Genomic DNA, 17,863 nt, shown 5'->3' with positions numbered 1-17,863 from the left:
CCGGCCCCGCAACCAGGCAAAATCCCGCATCTTTGGCCCGTGATGACGCGTCTGCTCCTGCTGTTTCTGACGGGTACCGTGCTGCTGGCAAGGCCGGCCCCGGCCCAGACCTCCCGCGCTACCCGGATGGCGGCCGAGGCTACGGCCCTGCGCCAAGCGCGGCAGCTGGTGCTGGAGCGCCGCTACGAAAGTGCCTGGCAGCTGCTCGCCCTCACCGACCCCACCAACGCCGACCCGGCCGTAGTGCTGCAGAAGGTCGATCTGGCCCTTAACTATTACACCGCTACCGATGAGCTGCGCCGCTTCGCCTTCCGTAACCTGAAGCTCCTAGACCTCAGCCCCGACAGCCTCCGCCAGTTGGGTCAGGACTCGGTACGCTACGCCTTTGCGGTGCGCTCGGTGCTGGAGCAGCTGCAGCAGCGCTTTCCCGACAACTACAAGCTCAGCCGTGCCCTCGGCGACTATTACTTCACGGTGCAGCAGTGTGACTGTGCCGAACAGGAATTAGGTGAAGACGAAGTATTCCGGCGCACCATTGCCCAATACCAACAGGCCCACAGCCACGGTCAGGGCGACTACCTCTCGTACTTTGCCCTGGGCTACGCCTACCAGCGGCTGGGCCGGTTTCAGGAGAGCCTCGCGCCCTTCGAGCGGGCATTGCAGCTGCGCCCCACCTACGCCACCGCCCACCTCAACCTGGCCTTCGTGCTGCTAGAGCTCAAGGAGTTCGAAAAGGCCCGCAAGCACGCCCGCCGCGCCGTGGAGCTCTTCTCCGACGCCCCGCACCGCGAAGACGCCGGCTTCCTGCTCAGCCAGATTGAGGAGCGGATGAAGTGAATGGTTGAATGGGTGGATTGTTGAACTGTCATTGCGAGGCCGGAGGCCAAAGTACCCGAAGGACAGCGCAGATAATCCGTCCTTTTCCTGGCTCCTATCTTTCTACTCAAAAGCCCCTGACGTCAGAACCAGACGTCAGGGGCTTTCTGCTTTTCAGGGCTTTGAGAATTGGAAAGGACGGATTGCTTCGACACTGGCTTGATGCGCCACATACTCGCAATGACAAGTCACCCATTCAACCATCCAGCCATCTACTTCTGGTTCATCACGCGGTTCTGGCGGTTGATGGATTCCAGGTGAACGGCGTCGAAGTACTTGAGGATGAAATCTTCCGTCAGGCCCAGGCGCTGGCCCTGCTGGATGCCGTGCTCCAGGATTTCGTTCCAGCGGCTGGCCTGCAGAATGGTGATGTTGTTTTCCTTCTTGTAGCTGCCGATGCTTTCGGCCACCTGCATGCGGCGGCCCAGCAGGTGCAGAATCTCGTCGTCGAGCTGGTTGATCTGGGCGCGGAGCTGGCTGAGCTTGTTGAGGAATTCCTGCTGGTCGGTGGTTTCGTGGCGCCAGGTCAGGCCGTCGAGTAGCTCGGCCAAGCGCTGGGGCGTCACCTGCTGCTTGGCGTCGCTCCAGGCGTTATCGGGGTCAATGTGCGACTCCAGCATCAGGCCGTCGAAGTCCAGGTCGATGCTTTTCTGGGCCACGGCGGCCAGGCCGGTGCGGTTGCCGCAGATGTGGCTCGGGTCGCAGATGATGGGCAGCTCGGGCAGACGGCGCTTCATCTCAATGGGCAGGTGCCACATGGGCGCGTTGCGGAACTCGGTGTTGCCGTAGCTGGCGAAGCCTCGGTGGATCAGCCCGATTTTCTGGTTGCCGGTTTTTTGCAGCCGCTCCACCGCGCCCATCCACAGCTCCAGGTCGGGGTGCACGGGATTTTTGATGAACACCGGAATATTCACGCCCCGCAGCGCATCGGCCAGGGCCTGCACCGAGAAGGGGTTCACCGTGGTGCGGGCGCCAATCCAGAGCACGTCCACGTCGAAGGCTAGGGCATCCTCTACGTGTTTGGGCGTAGCCACCTCCACAGTGGTGGGCAGACCGGTAAGCTGCTTGGCTTTCTGCAGCCACGGCAGCCCCTTAGTCCCGATACCCTCGAACAAACCCGGCTTGGTGCGCGGCTTCCAGATGCCGGCCCGCAGCATATCTACCTTGCCGGTGGCGGCCAGTTGGGTGCAGGTGGCAATGAGCTGTTCCTCGGTTTCAGCCGAGCACGGCCCGGAAATAATCAGGGGCTTTTTCTTGAGGAATTTGGGGTTTTCGGCCGCGTCAGCGGGAGAAGTCAGGAGCTGTTCCATGAGTATGTTACGCGTTATGTGTCGAAGGGAAAAAGAACGCCATGCCGGTGCTTTATGGACTGACGTTTGGATGTAGAGACGCGACACTTCGCGTCTCGGCGCGAGCTGACGTTGAGTTTATCCAGCCCGTCATGCTGAGCTTGTCGAAGCATCTCTACCGCAATGGTAACTCCGATGCTTGGCGGAGTGGGCAACGAAGCGGTAGAGATGCTTCGGCAAGCTCAGCATGACGTTTTGTAGGGTTGGTTGTCGGGGCGTTATTTCAGAATTTTCCTGATCAGGTTGGCCTGCTGAATCTGCTGGTACACGGCGGGGTAGTTTTCCTGGTGCAGCAGCTCGCGCAGGTGCTGGAGCTGGTGAATGTGCTCATCCAATACATCCAGCACGTTCTCGCGGTTCTGGCGGAAGATGGGCACCCACATATCGGGCGAGCTTTTGGCCAGGCGCACCGTCGATTCGAAACCGCCGCTGGCGAGGGCAAAAATCTGCTCATCTTCCTTTTCCTTTTCCAGCACCGTGAGGGCGAGGGCGAAGGAGGTGATGTGGGAAATGTGCGAAATGTAGGCCGTGTGCAGGTCGTGGGCGGTGGCATCCATGTACACCAGGCGCATGGCCAGCCGCCCGAACACGGCCTCCACCCGGGCCACCGCGTCGGGGGCGCTGCTCGGCGCATCACAAATGACCAGCGTCTTATCCCGAAACAGCCCCGGCAGCGCCGCCGAGGGGCCGGAGTACTCGGTACCCGCCATCGGGTGTACCGCCACGAAACGGGGCCGCTGCGGGTGCCCGGCCACGGCCTGCAACAGTAGCGCCTTGGTGGAGCCCACGTCGATAACTGTTTGCCGCTCGGTAGCCGCATCCAGCACCTGGGGCAGCACCGTGAGCATGGCGTCCATGGGCACGGCCACCACCACCAGGTCGGCGCGCTGCACGGCCTCGGTGAGGTCCTGGGCCGGCTCGTCAATCAGGCCCAAAGCCACGGCCTGCCGCTGGTTGTCGGGGTTGCGGTCCACCCCGATGATGTGGTGGGCCAGGCCGGTTTCCTTCAGGCTCAGGGCCAGCGACCCGCCAATCAGGCCAATTCCGATGATGGTAACTACCATGAGGATAGGAAGGGGTGAGGGTAAGAGGGTAGGAGGGTGTCATTGTACCGTCATTCCGAGCTTGCCGAGGAATCTCGCGTGCTGAGGTTGCACTGGTAACTCAGGCGTCAGCACGCGAGATTCCTCGGCAAGCTCGGAAGGACGTTTTGTTTTACTGGCCGGTAGCCGCCCGCACCCGCCGCAAGGCTTCATGCAATACCTCCACCGGCTGACACAGGCTGAGACGGATGTAACCGTTGCCGTTGCTGCCGAAGATGCCGCCCGGCGTCAGGAACACTCGGGCCGCCCGCAGCACCTCGTCGCTGAGGGCGTAGGCGTCGGGGTACTGCGGCGGTACTTTAGCCCACACAAACAGGCCGACCTGATCGGAGGTAAAGGTGCAGCCCAGCAAGTGCAGTAGCTCAAATACCAGCTCCCGACGGGCGCGGTAGTGGGCGTTCAGCTCGGCGTACCAGCTCTCATCGAGGTTCAGGGCTTCCACGGCGGCCAGCTGCACCGGCAGAAACATGCCCGAATCGAGGTTGCTCTTGAAGCGCAGCACGTCCTGGAGCACATCGGCCCGGCCGGCCAGCAGGCCCACCCGCCAGCCCGCCATGTTGTGCGACTTGCTCAGGGAATTCAGCTCCAGGGCCACCGCCCGCGCCCCCGGTACCGCCAGCAGACTTTGCGCCGGCTCGGTGTTCAGGATGAAGCTGTACGGGTTGTCGTGGACCAGCAGGATATCGTGGGCGGCGGCGAAAGCCACCAGCCGCTCGAAGAAGCCGGCCGGCGGGGGCGTGCCGGTGGGCATGTGCGGGTAGTTCACCCACATGAGCTTCACCCGGCTCAGGTCGCGGGCGGCCAGGGCGTCCAGGTCGGGCAGCCAGTGGTTCTCTTCGGTCAGGTCGTAGTCGAGGGGCGTGGCCCCGCTCAGGTGGGCGGCGGCGCGGTAGGCCGGGTAGCCGGGGTTCGGCAGTAGTACCTCATCGCCGGCCTCCAGCAGCGTCATGCTGATGTGGATGATGCCTTCCTTGGAACCCAGCAGCGGCAGAATTTCCGTGTCGGCATCCAGCGTCACGCCATACTGGCGCTGGTACCAGCCGGCCATGGCCTGGCGCAGGGCCGGTACGCCCTTGTAGCCCTGGTAGGCGTGGGTATTGGGCTGCTGAGCGGCGGCCGTCAGGGCCGCAATAACGTTCGGGTGCGGCGGCATATCGGGGCTGCCGATGCCGAGGTTGATGATCTGGGCACCCGCTTTGTTCAGGCCTTCAATCTCGCGCAGCTTCTGGGAGAAGTAATATTCCTGAATGTGCTGAAGGCGGCTGGCAACGTGCATAGATGTTGAATTTTGAGTGCTGAATGATGAGAGTTGAGGTATAAGAGAGGCTGGTGCGGGTAGAATAGGGGTTATAACCTGTTCAATTCAGCATTCATCTCTCATAATTCAACTCTCCTTTGTACGCGCCCAGCAGCTGCAAACCTTCCGTGAGCGGGGCCAGAGCGTCCAGCGTGTCGGTGAGCTGCGCCGGCTCGTCAAACTCCAGGTCGGCGTGGAAGAAGTAGTGCCACGTACGGCCCGGCTGCGGGCACGACTGCAACTTGCTCAGATTAACGCCCTGCGCGGCCACGGCCGTCAGGATGCGGGCCAGGCTGCCGGCGGCGTGCGGGGCCTCGAAATAGAGGGAGGCTTTAGTCGGCTGCGCCTCGGCCGGAGCATCCCCGGGCCGCATCACCACCAGAAAGCGGGTGTAGTTGTGCGGCTCGGCGTGGATATCGGCCGCCACCAGCTCCAGCCCGAACAGCTCGGCGGCCAGCTGGCCCGCCACGGCGGCCACGCCCGGCCGCTGCTGCTCCCAGATGCGCTGGGCGCTCAGGGCGGTATCTTCGGTTTCCACCAGCTTCCAGTGCGGGTACTGCCCCAGGTAGTCGGCGCACTGTAGCAGGGCCATGGGGTGAGAATGCACCTCCCGGATGTCCTCGGGCCGCTGCCCCGGCAGGGCCAGCAGGTGCTGCCGGATGTGCAGGTACACCTCGCCCACCACCCGCAGGCCGGCCTTGCGCAGCAGCGTGTAGTTGGGCAGAATACTGCCGGCAATGGAGTTTTCGATGGCCATGACGGCGGCCCGGGCGCGGCCCTGGGCCACGGCCTGTACCAGCCCGGCAAAGGTGGCGCAGGGCAGTACCGCCACCTCCGCGCCGAAGTGCTGGCGGGCGGCTATCTGGTGGAAACTTCCTTCGAAACCCTGAATGGCAACCATGCGGTGAGGTGGTGAATTTGTGAAATGGTGAGTTTGACTGGCGGGCAAGAAAAAAGGGCCTCCGGTGTGGGGCCCTGGGGTTTGCGGGGTAGCTGCGCGGTGGTCAGCTTCGGCAAATCGGGCCCATCCTCTTCCCAAAGAAGAAGAAGCGGTAATAGCCGTAATAGCAGAAGCGGTGCGCAGACATAGGAGCCAGTTGAACGTAAAAAAAGCGCCTCCCGAGAGTATCGAGAGGCGCTGCGAGTTTCGGGGGAGAAATGCTACAGGAAGGCCGCTCGACTACGTGGTGGCGTAGTAGAAGTAGTAGCTAAAAAAGAAGCGGGCCGTGGGCTGAAGCATGGGGTAAGTGCTGGAATGCAGCGGCAAGGTGGGCCACACCGGGCAGGATTCCAAACGAAACTTTCTAAAAAATATCCTAACAAACGTTCGGTCGGGTTTTAATCAGCTCTATAAGTGTGATAGTAATGTTTATATCAAATTGATGCTATTTGCATTGAATATCAAGTGTTTATGAGTTTGATTATAGTCTGCGCGCTCGAAGATATTAGCCATTGAACGAGAAACAGCAGCAACAGATTTTTATAGGTAGTACAAAGTGTCTGCGAGGCTGGCGACTCAGCAATGCGAAAAACTGGCACGGTTTTGAAATACTACCTGTCATCCGGCGGCCCACCCTGCGCAAACGCGGCGGCCGGTTTCCTCCTTCCAAAACTTCCTGACCATGAATACGAAGCGACTTTTCGGCCGCCTGGCTGCGGCTAGCCTTTTGATTTCCTCGTTCAGCCTCGCCGCCGAGGCCCAGGTAACCACCCACCGCGTACCCAAATACACCGGTCCGGCCCAGGCCCGCCCCGTGCGCTCCACGCCTTCCTATTCGTCGTCATCGGCTACCGATGGCGTAAAATTCGGGGTGCGCGCCGGCGTGAACGTGGCCGATGTATCGGGCGACGCGGTAAATACCTTCAACGACCTGGCCGACTATACTAAAGGCGCCGTGACCCAGGAAATGAAGCCCGGTTTTTACGCCGGCCTCTACGCCACGCTGCCGCTGGGCCCGCGCTTCGCCATTGAGCCCGGCCTCGGCTACTCCGAGAAGGGCACGGTGCTGACCGGCCGGATTCCGCTGGAGCAGTTCGATTTCCTGAACGCCAAAGTAACCGCCACCGGCCGCCTCGCCTACCTCGATATTCCGGTACTGGCTAAGGCTTACCTCACCGACGGGCTGTACGTGTACGCCGGTCCGCAGGCCTCGGTGCTGCTTTCGGGTAAGGCCCGCGTGCAGGCCGGTGCGCTGGGCTTCAATGCCATCAATACCGATTTCGACGTGAAAAACCAGCTGCGTACCGTTGATTTTGGGGTGGTAGGCGGTCTGGGCTACCAGTTCCAGAACGGCCTGGGCCTGAGCGCTGGCTACGACTACGGCCTCTCGTCGCTCGATAAAAACAACAACTTCGACGCCCAGAACCGCGTCATCAAAGCCGCCATCAACTACTCGTTCTAGAGGCCTTTAAGCTCCTGATAACTAACACAAACGGCCCCGCTGCTAACCAGCGGGGCCGTTTGTGTTATCCGTAAAAGAGAAGCGGAATATCTCCGCATCAGCATAATAAACCGAAGGCGGCCCGGCGGCGTGGGCCGGCGGCAAAGTCTGCAACCTTCACCGCCTACCGCATTGTGAGTGAAGGTGGACCGCCTTCGGGGATGTTTCCGGGGCCAGAACGCCCCGCCGGGCTGGCTAGTGTGCTGCCCCGCCTTCGGGAAGAGCAGTAAAGGCCAGCGGATAGTTGCATAGCATTGGTATTCTGGAAGTTAATTTTAATAAAACGGGCGGCTAACGAGCTCCATAGGCCTCGGGGCGCAGGCCTTCGGCCAGCTTTGCCAGCCGCACCAGCTCGGCGCGGTAGCCGTCGGGGTCGAAGCGGCGGGCTCCATCGGCGAGCCGGATGGTGCTTTCCCAGGTGGCTGCGCCCCGGTGCTCACTCTGGCGCAGCAGCATGCCAAACTGGGCCACGGCGGCGGCAAAGCGCAGGTTTTCACTGGCCTCGGCAAGGGGCCGCGCCGGGCCGGCCAGCGGCACCGCCAGCAGGCGGCTGGTGAGACCCTGGGGCTCCTTATAGCGCAGTTTCACAGTGAGCAGCTCCGCCGAGGCCGGGGCCGGTGCGGCCGTGGGGGCCGACTGGTACTTGAGCGGATCAACCGCGCCGGGGGCGCCTACGGGCACTATTTCGTAGAGGGCCGTAACGGTGTGGCCCGCGCCCAGCTCGCCGGCGTCTTTGCGGTCATTGTTGAAGTCCTCGGCGGCCAGCACGCGGTTTTCGTAGCCTACCAGGCGGTACTCGCGCACCCGCTGGGGATTGAACTCCACCTGCAGCTTCACATCCTTGGCCAGGGTGAACAGTGTGCCGCCGAACTGCTGCACCAGCACCCGCCGGGCCTCGTCGAGGTTGTCGAGGTAGGCGTAGTTGCCGTTGCCTTTATCGGCCAGCAGTTCCATCTTCTTGTCCTGGTAATTGCCTTGGCCTACGCCCAGTACCGTCAGGAACACGCCGCTTTCCCGCTCCTGCGTGATGAGGTGCTCCATGGCGTCGTCGCTTTGCTCGCCCACGTTGAAGTCGCCATCAGTGCAGAGAATCACGCGGTTGTTCCCCTCCTTATTGAAGTGCTGGCGGGCCACCTGGTAAGCCAGGCGCAGGCCCGCACCGCCCGCCGTGGAACCGCCCGCTGCCAGGTTATCAATGGCCTGCAGAATAGTGGCCCGCTCGGAGCCGGCCGTGGGCGGCAGCACCGTACCGGCGGCTCCGGCGTACACCACCAGCGCCACTTTATCCTGGGGCCGCAGTTCTTTGGTGAGCAGGCGCAGGCTCTGCTGCACCAGTCCCAGCCGGTCCTCGCCCTGCATGGAGCCCGATACATCGACCAGAAATACCAGGTTGGCGGGCGGCAGCTTCTCGGTGGCCACTTTGCGGGCCTGCAATGCCACCTGCACCAGCTGGTGCGCGGGATTCCAGGGGCACTGGGCCTGCTCGGTGAGGATGCGAAACGGCTCGGGGGCTGAGGTGGCGGGCTGGGGGTAGTCGTACTGGAAGTAGTTGAGCATTTCCTCCACCCGCACGGCATCGGCGGGGGGCAGTTGGCCCTGCTGCAAAAAGCGCCGCACGTTGCTGTAGCTGGCCGCGTCCACATCAATGCTGAAGGTGCTGAGCGGCTCCTTGGCTACCCGCTGAAACCCGTTTTCTGCTACGTGGGCGTAGGTTTCGCCGGCGCCGGGCGTGGGCTGCGGATACAGGTAGCCGGGGCTGATGGCCACGCCGGCCACCTGGCCCTTCAATGCCTCCTGAACCGGGGGGCTACCCATGCTCATACTGGGTTCGAGGCCGGCCAGGTCGGCATTCTGCGCTACCCGGGTGCGCACCCGCACCGGCGAGGCTGGTGTACGTCGGGCTTTGGTCTTGCCTCCGGTTACCACTACTTCGCTAAGCTTCTTCTGGTCGGCGGCCAGGGTTGCGTTGATGACCGTTTGGCCAGTGAGTTTCACTTCCTGCGTAACAAAGCCGATGGAGCTGAATATGAGCGTGGTGGCTCCGGCAGGTAGCTGGAGCGAATACGCCCCGGTATAGTCGGTGCTGGCACCTATGGTGGTGCCCTTCACCAGTACCGTGACGCCCGGCAGACCCTGGCCGGTGCGTTTGTCCGTCACGCGGCCCGTGAGGGTACCTTTGGTCTGGGCGGGGTTGGCTACCTGATATAGGGCGTTGGCCTGTTGAGCCAGTGCTGCGGGTGCGGCCAGCAAAGCGGCGGCCAGCGTACAATACAGGAGAGTTTTCATCAGCAGAAAGAATAGCGGTGAGAAGACGGGAACCGGCCGGGTTCTGCTGGGTAGATGCGGCCCCGCTCCAAATTCCACACGGCGGCCGAAAAAAAATCTGAACAGCTCTGCGCCCTCTGCGCAACCACCGCGCCTTCTGCGGGCTAAACACGTCTGCCCACTAACATTAACCGAACGAACCCGCAAATCCCGTAGCTTGCGCCACGCATGTTTTTCCGCCGCTCCACCCGCCCCACGCCCGCCGCCGAGCTGTCCGATGAGGACCTGTTGCGCCGCTACCACGCCCAGGGCGAGGTGGCCGACCTGGGCGTGCTCTACGAGCGGCACATGAGCGGCGTACTGGCCATTACCCGCCGCTACCTCCGCGACGAGGACGACGCCCAGGACGCGGTAATGCAGCTATTTGAGCAGCTGGTACCCAAGCTGCGCCAGCACGAGGTGGAAAACTTCCCGCCCTGGCTGCACGCCACCGCCCGCAACTACTGCCTCATGGCGCTGCGGGCCCGGCAGCGCGCCGGCCCGGCCTTAGTGCATTTTTCCGACGAGGCCGGTATGGAATCCGTCGCCGCCCGGCATCTAACCGCCGACGACCCCGCCGAAGCTGAGCTGCACGAGCAGCATCTGCAACAGTTGGAACACACCCTCGCCGAACTGCCCCCCGGTCAGCGCCAGTGCCTGGAGCTGTTTTATCTGGAAAAGAAAAGCTACCGCGAGGTAGCTGCCCTCACCGGATTCGACCTGAACGCCGTAAAAAGTCACCTTCAAAACGGGAAGCGCAACCTGCGCCGCCTGCTGCAAGCCTCCGCCTCCGATGCCTCGCCCTGACCTGACGTCCGCACCCTCTGCCCCGGCCGGCGCCCACCTGCCGGTGGAGCTGCTGCGCCGGTACGTGGCCGGACAGCTACCGCCCGTCGAGGAGCACCAGGTAGAAACCCACACCCTGGATTGCGCCGTGTGCGCCGACATCCTCGAAGGCCTGGAGCTGCAGCCCGCCGCCATGCACCAGGCCAGTGTGGACGCACTACGCCAACGCCTGCACGCTCGCGTAGCCGAACTGGTTACTGAAACGCCCCCTGAAACTACCGTAATTCCGCTGTGGGCCTGGCGGCCATTGGCGGCGGCGGCCGTGCTGCTGCTGTCGTTGAGCGTGGTAGGCTGGCTGACGGTGAGCCGATTGAATAACGCGCCGGAACTGGCCACCCGTACCAGTCCGCAAATCCCCCGCGAGAAAAACGCCCCGGCAACGGTCCGCCCGGCCGAGCCAGCCACTATAGCCGCCGCGCCCGAAGTAGCGGCCGTGCTACCGCCGCAACCGGCCTCACCGTTGCGGCAGCCGGTAGTGGCCTCCCGGTCGCGCCGCCCGGTGTTGAGGGCCGACGCGCAAATAGCGCCGGAGCCGCCGGCCGATCTGGCGGGGCTGGAAGCTGCTGGCAATGGCTCCGCGTCTTTAGGTGCCCCGGCAGATGCTGCCGCGCCGGTTACCGAGCCCGCCGCCGTGGCAATGATGGAAACAGCCGTTGAAAGTAGGAAAGAGGTCGCCGCGCCAGAGCCGGTAGCAGCTAAAGCCAGAATGGCCCGTGTGGCCGGCGTTTCGGTGGCGGCTGCCCCGGTAGCTCCGGCAGCAACGCGCACCATTCAGGGCCGCGTGACGGATGCGGTTGGAGTGCCGCTGCCGGGCGCTACGGTGCTTGTGCCCGGTACGCAGAACGGCACCAGCACTGATGCAGATGGTAAGTTTCAGCTGAATGTGCCGGCCGCTACGCCCCAATTGGCTGTTAGCTCTATCGGTTACTCCACCCAGACCCGCGCCTTACGCCCTTCTGATTCTACACTGGCCCTGGCCCTGGCTCCCGATAACCGGCAGCTCAGCGAGGTAGTAGTAGTGCGCCGCGAGGCTCCGCCCATGCTGCCCAGTATTTCGGCCACGCCGGCCGGCGGCTACGGCAAGCTGCGCCAGTACCTGGCCGACAGCCTCGACTACCCCGAAAAAGCCCTCACAGACCGCCGTGAGGGCACCGTGCGGGTGCAATTTGTGGTGGGCATCGACGGCAAGCTCAGCGACTTCAAAGTGGTCAAGTCCGTGTCGCCGGAGTGCGACGAGGAGGCCCTGCGGCTGCTGAAGGAAGGCCCCACTTGGTTCCCGGCCGTAGAAAACAACCGCCGCACCGCCCGCAAAGTCGTAGTAGGCGTCCCCTTCAAAATAGAACGGTAAAGCGGTGAAATGGTGAGTTTGATGTTCTACTTGCGCAAACTGCGCGGTTCGAACATCAAACTCACCATTTCACTAAATCACCATTTCACCTCTACCCGCTGTAACCGCCGCCGCTTTCGGGCTCGGTGGCACTGCCGCCGGCTTTGTCGGGGGTGGGTAGCTCAGGCTCGGTTTTCAACTCTACCTGGCTGTAATCGGGGGCACCGTTGCCGGCGGTGGGTACGGCGGTTTCGTTAGCGACCTTTGCGCCGGATACGCGGGTGCTGGTGGACTCCTGGTTTTCGTGGTTGGGCGGTGTGATGGTCGCGCTTTGGTGGGCAGTTGGCGTGGCGGGCGAGGTGGACAAAGCGTCGGATTCGTCTTCGAAGGTCTTTTTCATGGTGTAAGGCAGATAAGTCGGATGGAAAGCTACTGGCCGGCTATACGCAGCCTGCGGGCCGGTGGCCGCGCCGGGCAGCCGCAGAATTTGGGGATTTTGGGTCGGGTACGGGGCCGGGTTGCGTACTTTTGCCCGGCGGCCCCGGCCGCAGCCTGTTTCCCTGTCACCTCATCCTCTTCTCACTCCACAAGAAGCATGACGCAGTTCCGCACCGAGAAAGACACCATGGGCACCGTGCAGGTGCCGGCCGACGCCTACTACGGCGCTCAGACCCAGCGTAGCATCGACAACTTTCAGATTGCCCAGGACATCAACCGGATGCCCAAGGAAATCATCCGCGCCTTTGCCTACCTCAAGAAAGCCGCCGCCCTCACCAACCGCGACGCCGGCATCCTCGACGCCGATAAAGCGGAGCTGATTGGCCGCGCGTGCGACGAAATTCTGGATGGCAAGCTCGATAAGGAGTTCCCTTTGGTGGTGTGGCAGACTGGCTCGGGCACCCAGAGCAACATGAACGTGAACGAGGTGGTAGCCTACCGCGGCCACGTGCTGCAGGGCGGTCAGCTTTCGGATGAGAAGAAGGTGCTGGCCCCCAACGACGACGTGAACAAGTCGCAGTCCAGCAACGACACGTTCCCGACGGCCATGCACATTGCGGCCTACAAAATCCTGGTCGAAACCACCATTCCCGGTATCGAGAAGCTGCGCGACACGCTGAAAAGCAAGAGCGAGCAGTTCATGCACATCGTGAAAATCGGCCGTACGCACCTGATGGATGCCACGCCGCTGACGGTAGGCCAGGAGTTCAGCGGCTACGTGTCGCAGCTCGACCACGGGTTGCGCGCTATTAAGAACACGCTGGCTCACCTCTCGGAGCTGGCCTTGGGCGGCACCGCCGTGGGCACCGGCATCAACACGCCCGCCGGCTACTCGGAGAACGTGGCCAAGCACATTGCCCACCTCACCGGCCTGCCCTTCATCACCGCCGAAAACAAGTTTGAGGCCCTGGCCGCCCACGATGCCATTGTGGAAGCCCACGGCGCGCTGAAAACGGTGGCTGCCTCGCTGATGAAAATCGGCAACGACATCCGGTTGCTGGCTTCCGGCCCGCGCGCCGGCATCGGCGAGCTGCACATCCCCGACAACGAGCCCGGCTCCAGCATCATGCCCGGCAAGGTGAACCCCACCCAGTGCGAAGCCATGACGATGGTAGCGGCCCAGGTGATGGGCAACGACGTGGCCATCAACATCGGCGGCATGAGCGGCCACTTCGAGCTGAACGTGTTTAAGCCTGTGATGATCTACAATTTCCTGCACTCGGCCCGCCTCATCGGCGACGTGTGCGTGAGCTTCAACGATAAGTGCGCCGTGGGCATCGAGCCTTTGGAAGCCAACATCAAGAAGCACGTGGATAGCAGCCTGATGCTGGTAACAGCCCTCAACCCGCACATCGGCTACTACAAAGCCGCCGAAATTGCCCAGACGGCCCACAAAAACGGCTCGACCCTGAAGGAAACCGCCCTCCAGCTCGGCTACCTCACCGAGGAGCAGTTTGATGAATGGCTCAAGCCCGAAGATATGGTGGGCGAAATCAAGAAGTAGGTGGTAACAACCGGTGACGTGAGGTAAGAGCGGTACTTCGCCTGCCAAACTGCTGCCGCGCAACGCGGTACCCTAACCACCGCCCCCGAAACAAGCCGGCCACCTTCCGCACAGGTGGCCGGCTTGTTTTTTGCCCCGGCCCCAACGCCCGAAGTAGCTTCCGGCGAGTCCGAAGCTCCGGGATTAGCTAGTGGAAAGACCTTCGGTTGCTGCTGAAAGACCTTCGGTTACTGTTGGAACATCTTGGGGAAATAGTGGAACACCTTTGGCTGCGGCAGTTGGCACTTCGGGTGCTGTGGGAGAACCCTCGGGTGCTACGGGTGGCGCTTCGGGTGCAACAGATACAGCTTCAGCTGCAACGGCGGGTGGCAGGTGGTGCGGGTGGAGGAAATCCGGCATCTTTACAGCGTACTCCGCCACTTGCTTTGCCCGCATGGATTTCGCCCAGGATATAGTGCTTGAAAACAGCCGCGTGCGGCTGCGCCCATTGGCCCTCACCGATTTTGAAGCACTGCGCCCGTTGGCCGCCGCGCCCGGGCTGTGGGCCTACACCCTCACCCGCGCCGACGACCCCATCAGTCTGGCCGCGTACCTGACGGAGGCCGCGCGGGGCCGGGAGCAGCAGCGCCGCTACCCCTTCCTCATCCTTGATAAGGAAACCGGGCAGGCGGCCGGCAGCACCAGCTATTATAATCTGGATCTGGATGATGCCCGGCTGTCCATCGGCTACACTTGGGTGGGGGAGGCCTTCCAGCGCACCGGCCTGAACCGGGCGGCCAAGCATCTGCTGCTGCACTACGCCTTCGAGGAGCTGGGCTGCGAGCGGGTGGAGCTGGAAACCGATTCGCGCAACCATAAGTCGCAGGAGGCCATGCGCCGCATGGGGGCCACCGAGGAAGGCACCCTGCGCAGCCACCGCCGCACCCAGGGCAACATTCGGCGCGATACAGTCATCTTTAGCATCCTGCGGAGCGAGTGGAGCCGCCTGCGCCAGACCGTTTTTCAGGAGTTCGATGGCCGGGGCTGAACCAGACAAAGTGCCGGAGAAAGTCGCGCTACGCCGGTTTCCGGCGGTGTTGCGAAAGCGGGCGGCCAGCTTCGGCTATGCTTTTCGGGGCGTGGGGGCGGCCCTGCGCACGGAGGTACACCTGTGGTTTCACGCGGCGGCTACGGTAGTGGTGGTGGCGCTGGGATTGTACTGCGGGCTGGAGCGCTGGGAGTGGGCGGCGGTGGCCCTGAGCGTGGGAGCCGTGTGGTGCGCCGAGCTGGTGAATACGGCCGTGGAGGCGGTGGTCAATCTGGTGTCGCCGGAGTACCACCCGTTGGCGGGCCGGGCCAAGGACGTGGCCGCCGGGGCCGTGCTGGTCATGGCCCTGGCGGCCCTGGCGGTGGGCGGGTTGGTGTTCGGGCCGCGGCTGTGGAGCTGGGCGGCGGGCACATAGCCGGGGACGGGCGGCCAACTCTGGTTCCCGCCCTGCGTAACCCCTCAGTACGCGGGCCTGCGGGCCGTTCCGATGTGTGGAACGACGAACGGTCCGCTTCTTATCTGCCACCCTGTTTCCTGTCTTTATGCGTTCTGCCCACCTGCTGACTGCGGCCACCGTGGCCGCGTTTTTCTCCCTCAGCGCCTGCCAGCGCAATGTAGCCGTTACCACCCCTACTGATGCTCCCCAGAATGGGCTGGCCGGCGGCGCCTCGACCCCCACGCCCACCAGCGCCAATACCGTGGAGCCCACGCCCCGCCCCGAAGCCCAGTTCGATACCAAAAAGCGCCCCGCCTGGCTGGAAGAACGTATCGTTCAGCATTCCAACGAGAAGAAGGCCAACCCGCCCATTCACATTTACAGTTACCAGTACAACGGGGCCACCGTGTATTTCGAAACCACTCCCTGCTGCGACCAGTACACCAACCTTTACAGTGCCGATGGAAAGCTGCTCTGCCACCCCGATGGCGGCCTGACTGGCCGGGGTGATGGCCAGTGCGCCGACTTCGCCAAGACCCGCACCGAGGAGCGCCTCGTGTGGCAGGACCCGCGCTGAGGTCGGCTTGGCTGAGCAGTCCCGGCGGTAACGCCGTTCTGCTGCCTACCTTTGCCCATTGTTTTGCCTGTCTGACGCGCCCGGTTGCCGGCCGTCGGACTTACTTCCACAGTTCAATGATTAACACCAACGAAAAGCTGGGGGCCTACGGTGTGTGGGCTAATGCTACCCTGCTGCGTCACCTCGATGGCCTGGTGGCCGGCGGGGCCACGCTACCCGCCGGCGCGCTGCGCATCTTCAGCCACGTCCTTAATGCCCAGGCTATCTGGCTGGGCCGCCTGACCGGCACGCCCAGCCCCGTGAAAGTGTGGCAGGAGCACGATCTGGCCGGTTTGCACCATTGGCATGAGCAGACTTCGGAGCGGTTTCACCAGTACGGTCTGGCGGCCGACGAGGCCGAGCTGAACCGCCTCATCACCTACACCAACTCCATCGGGGAGGCTTACACCAGCCAGGTGTCCGACATCCTGACCCATGTACCGGTACACGGCAACTACCACCGCGCCCAGGTGGCCAAGGAACTGCGCGCCGCCGGCCTGGAGCCCATCAATACCGACTTCATTACCTACTGCCGGGAGCTGTCGGCCAAAGCCGAAATGGCCGACGTGCCCAGCCTGTAAACCGGCGTCCGGACGTGTACCTGACAAACCCTTTCGGTGAAGCTTCGGCCAACCGGGAGGGTTTTTCGTTTGTTGAAGATACTGCTTGCTTACTCCACCATTTCCGCGTTACCGTCCCGTATGAATTCTGCTGCCCAACCACCCGTTATCAGCCCCGAGCGCCTGGCTACTGCCTACTCCTACGCCGCTTACCGCCAGCTTATTGATGAGTTAATGGCCGAGGGCAAAACCACCGGCGAAACCCAGTCGGAGGAGCTGACCGCCTACGCCCACCTCAATATTCAGCGCATGGAGCGGCTGGATAAAAAGGCGGAGGTACTGCCCGAAGTGCAAACGGCCCTGGACCACCTCACCGGAACCTACGAGTGGGTAATCATCACCGAAGGCTGGTGCGGCGACGCGGCCCAGATTGTGCCGGTCCTGGAGAAAATAGCCCGGGCCAGCAACGACCGGCTGCGCACCCATTACCTGCTGCGCGACGAAAACCTGGACCTGATGGACCAGTACCTCACCAACGGCAGCCGCTCCATTCCCAAGCTGCTCATTTTGCACGCCGATACGCTCACGGAGGTTACTAATTGGGGCCCACGCCCTGCTGCCGCGCAAAATATGCTACTGGAGCTAAAAGCCGCCGGGGCCACCCACGAGGAGTACGCCGAGAAGATTCACGGCTGGTACGCCAAAGACAAAACCCTGAGCACCCAGCAGGAGCTGCTGCGCCTCCTGAAGCAGATGGCCTGACGCAAAAAGAAGCCCGGTGTGACACTGTCACGCCGGGCTTCTTTTTTTAGATTAATCAGCAACGCACATACGCCGGGCTTAGCTGGGCGGAGTAGGCAGCGTGGGCGGAATACCGATAATAATCAGCTTAGGCTTCATGGTGCCCCGCAATACGGGCTTGAGGCCGTATGTTCCGTTGCCACGGCTGACAATATCCCGCTCCACGGAAAAATCAACGGTGAGTATATAAGTAGTGCCGGCTACCAGGGGCGTATCATCCAGTTGAATTTTCAACCCCGAGGTAGTACCGCTGGGAGTATCCAGGGCCAGCAGAGTACCATCGGCTAGTTGGATTTTGCTGCCGGTGCCCAGTACCAGGCGCATACTTTGCAAAGTGCCGCTGAAAGTCGGCGTCAGGCTGATCTGGCCGTTAGTGGCACTCAGCAGGTCGTAGCTGCGGGCGCTTACCCCGGGCAGTACCACTTTGTTGCCCTGGCTGAACTGGCCTTCGGCCTGCTCCAGATCAATGAGGACCGCCCCGATGGCACTGGGTTTCGTTTTGCTGTCGGCCTGCTGGCTGCTGCTCTTGGGCTGGATTTCGGAGAGCGTATCGCTACAGCCGGAGAGTAGCGCCGTGCCTAGTAGCAAAGTGGGAAAGAAAGGAGTAAGAAGTTTCATACGCAACGGGGGTAAGAAGGAGAGAGAATGGATTTGGGCACGGAACTTATAACAAAGTACACGCAAATCAAAAACGGCCCGTCATCTGTACGGAATATATAACGAGCTGATAGTTAGTGAAAAATGCGTGGTGTTGGCTGGCGATATAGCCGCCGAATGAGGCGGGAGAGGCTGTTAGAAGTGCTGTGGCCATATATGCTAAGGAGAAACATGAGTAGAATCGGCCGGCTCAAAATGGGATAACTCGCGGAAAAATTCCT

Annotated in this window: 17 protein-coding genes; 10 read left to right on the top strand and 7 right to left on the bottom strand. The window is 62.4% G+C overall.

Going from position 1 to position 17,863, the window contains the following annotated elements:
* Window positions 1-42: 42 nt before the first annotated feature.
* The gene (locus EI293_RS05430) at window positions 43-837 is read left to right on the top strand and encodes a tetratricopeptide repeat protein (RefSeq protein WP_170170252.1); all 795 of its coding nucleotides are present in this window, start codon (window positions 43-45) and stop codon (window positions 835-837) included.
* Between the two features lie 251 nt (window positions 838-1,088).
* Here the strand turns inward: EI293_RS05430 and EI293_RS05425 are convergent, their stop codons facing one another.
* From EI293_RS05425 to EI293_RS05410, 4 genes are all read right to left on the bottom strand, one after another.
* On the bottom strand, window positions 1,089-2,186 hold the full coding sequence (locus tag EI293_RS05425; RefSeq protein WP_125436099.1) for a chorismate mutase: 1,098 nt from the start codon (window positions 2,184-2,186) through the stop codon (window positions 1,089-1,091).
* A gap of 257 nt (window positions 2,187-2,443) precedes the next feature.
* Window positions 2,444-3,289 (bottom strand): prephenate dehydrogenase, encoded by an 846-nt coding sequence (locus EI293_RS05420; protein ID WP_125436098.1) that lies wholly within the window; start codon window positions 3,287-3,289, stop codon window positions 2,444-2,446.
* A 151-nt stretch (window positions 3,290-3,440) separates the two neighbouring features.
* Complete coding sequence (locus EI293_RS05415) at window positions 3,441-4,604, bottom strand: pyridoxal phosphate-dependent aminotransferase (RefSeq protein ID WP_125436097.1); 1,164 nt, start codon at window positions 4,602-4,604, stop codon at window positions 3,441-3,443.
* 94 nt (window positions 4,605-4,698) lie between these two features.
* The gene (locus EI293_RS05410; RefSeq protein WP_125436096.1) at window positions 4,699-5,526 is read right to left on the bottom strand and encodes a prephenate dehydratase; all 828 of its coding nucleotides are present in this window, start codon (window positions 5,524-5,526) and stop codon (window positions 4,699-4,701) included.
* A 721-nt stretch (window positions 5,527-6,247) separates the two neighbouring features.
* On the opposite strand from EI293_RS05410, the gene EI293_RS05405 reads away from it, so the two are divergent.
* A complete protein-coding gene (locus tag EI293_RS05405; RefSeq protein WP_125436095.1) occupies window positions 6,248-7,027 on the top strand; it encodes a porin family protein in 780 nt (259 codons plus the stop codon).
* Between the two features lie 330 nt (window positions 7,028-7,357).
* On the opposite strand, the gene EI293_RS05400 is transcribed toward EI293_RS05405, so the two are convergent.
* Entirely contained in the window at window positions 7,358-9,352 is a 1,995-nt protein-coding gene (locus EI293_RS05400; RefSeq protein ID WP_125436094.1) for a vWA domain-containing protein, read from the bottom strand.
* A 207-nt stretch (window positions 9,353-9,559) separates the two neighbouring features.
* Between EI293_RS05400 and EI293_RS05395 the strand changes: the two genes are divergently transcribed.
* Window positions 9,560-10,177, top strand: coding sequence for an RNA polymerase sigma factor (locus EI293_RS05395; RefSeq protein ID WP_125436093.1), 618 nt, complete (start codon window positions 9,560-9,562; stop codon window positions 10,175-10,177).
* Window positions 10,164-11,564: a TonB family protein gene (locus tag EI293_RS05390; protein ID WP_125436092.1), complete on the top strand. Its 1,401-nt coding sequence runs from the start codon at window positions 10,164-10,166 to the stop codon at window positions 11,562-11,564. Before EI293_RS05395 ends, EI293_RS05390 begins: the two co-directional genes overlap by 14 nt.
* 91 nt (window positions 11,565-11,655) lie before the next feature.
* Here the strand turns inward: EI293_RS05390 and EI293_RS05385 are convergent, their stop codons facing one another.
* Entirely contained in the window at window positions 11,656-11,943 is a 288-nt protein-coding gene (locus tag EI293_RS05385) for a hypothetical protein (RefSeq protein ID WP_125436091.1), read from the bottom strand.
* A 195-nt stretch (window positions 11,944-12,138) separates the two neighbouring features.
* On the opposite strand from EI293_RS05385, the gene fumC reads away from it, so the two are divergent.
* The 6 genes from fumC to EI293_RS05355 all read left to right on the top strand — a co-directional run bounded on the left by fumC (window position 12,139) and on the right by EI293_RS05355 (window position 16,946).
* Window positions 12,139-13,545, top strand: coding sequence for a class II fumarate hydratase (fumC, locus tag EI293_RS05380; protein WP_125436090.1), 1,407 nt, complete (start codon window positions 12,139-12,141; stop codon window positions 13,543-13,545).
* A 433-nt stretch (window positions 13,546-13,978) separates the two neighbouring features.
* On the top strand, window positions 13,979-14,572 hold the full coding sequence (locus tag EI293_RS05375) for a GNAT family N-acetyltransferase (RefSeq protein ID WP_125436089.1): 594 nt from the start codon (window positions 13,979-13,981) through the stop codon (window positions 14,570-14,572).
* Window positions 14,559-14,987: a diacylglycerol kinase family protein gene (locus tag EI293_RS05370; protein WP_125436088.1), complete on the top strand. Its 429-nt coding sequence runs from the start codon at window positions 14,559-14,561 to the stop codon at window positions 14,985-14,987. The genes EI293_RS05375 and EI293_RS05370 overlap by 14 nt, the downstream gene beginning before the upstream one ends.
* A gap of 127 nt (window positions 14,988-15,114) precedes the next feature.
* On the top strand, window positions 15,115-15,585 hold the full coding sequence (locus tag EI293_RS05365; RefSeq protein ID WP_125436087.1) for a DUF6970 domain-containing protein: 471 nt from the start codon (window positions 15,115-15,117) through the stop codon (window positions 15,583-15,585).
* Between the two features lie 116 nt (window positions 15,586-15,701).
* Complete coding sequence (locus EI293_RS05360; protein ID WP_125436086.1) at window positions 15,702-16,205, top strand: DinB family protein; 504 nt, start codon at window positions 15,702-15,704, stop codon at window positions 16,203-16,205.
* A 120-nt stretch (window positions 16,206-16,325) separates the two neighbouring features.
* A complete protein-coding gene (locus tag EI293_RS05355; protein WP_125436085.1) occupies window positions 16,326-16,946 on the top strand; it encodes a thioredoxin family protein in 621 nt (206 codons plus the stop codon).
* A gap of 78 nt (window positions 16,947-17,024) precedes the next feature.
* On the opposite strand, the gene EI293_RS05350 is transcribed toward EI293_RS05355, so the two are convergent.
* A complete protein-coding gene (locus EI293_RS05350; protein ID WP_125436084.1) occupies window positions 17,025-17,603 on the bottom strand; it encodes a DUF4382 domain-containing protein in 579 nt (192 codons plus the stop codon).
* Between the last annotated feature and the right edge of the window lie 260 nt (window positions 17,604-17,863).

This window comes from Hymenobacter perfusus (genome assembly GCF_003944765.1).
GTDB classification, from domain to species: Bacteria; Bacteroidota; Bacteroidia; order Cytophagales; family Hymenobacteraceae; genus Hymenobacter; species Hymenobacter perfusus.
Note: the sequence above shows the minus strand (reverse complement) of the source record. Positions and strands in the feature narration are given on the sequence as shown.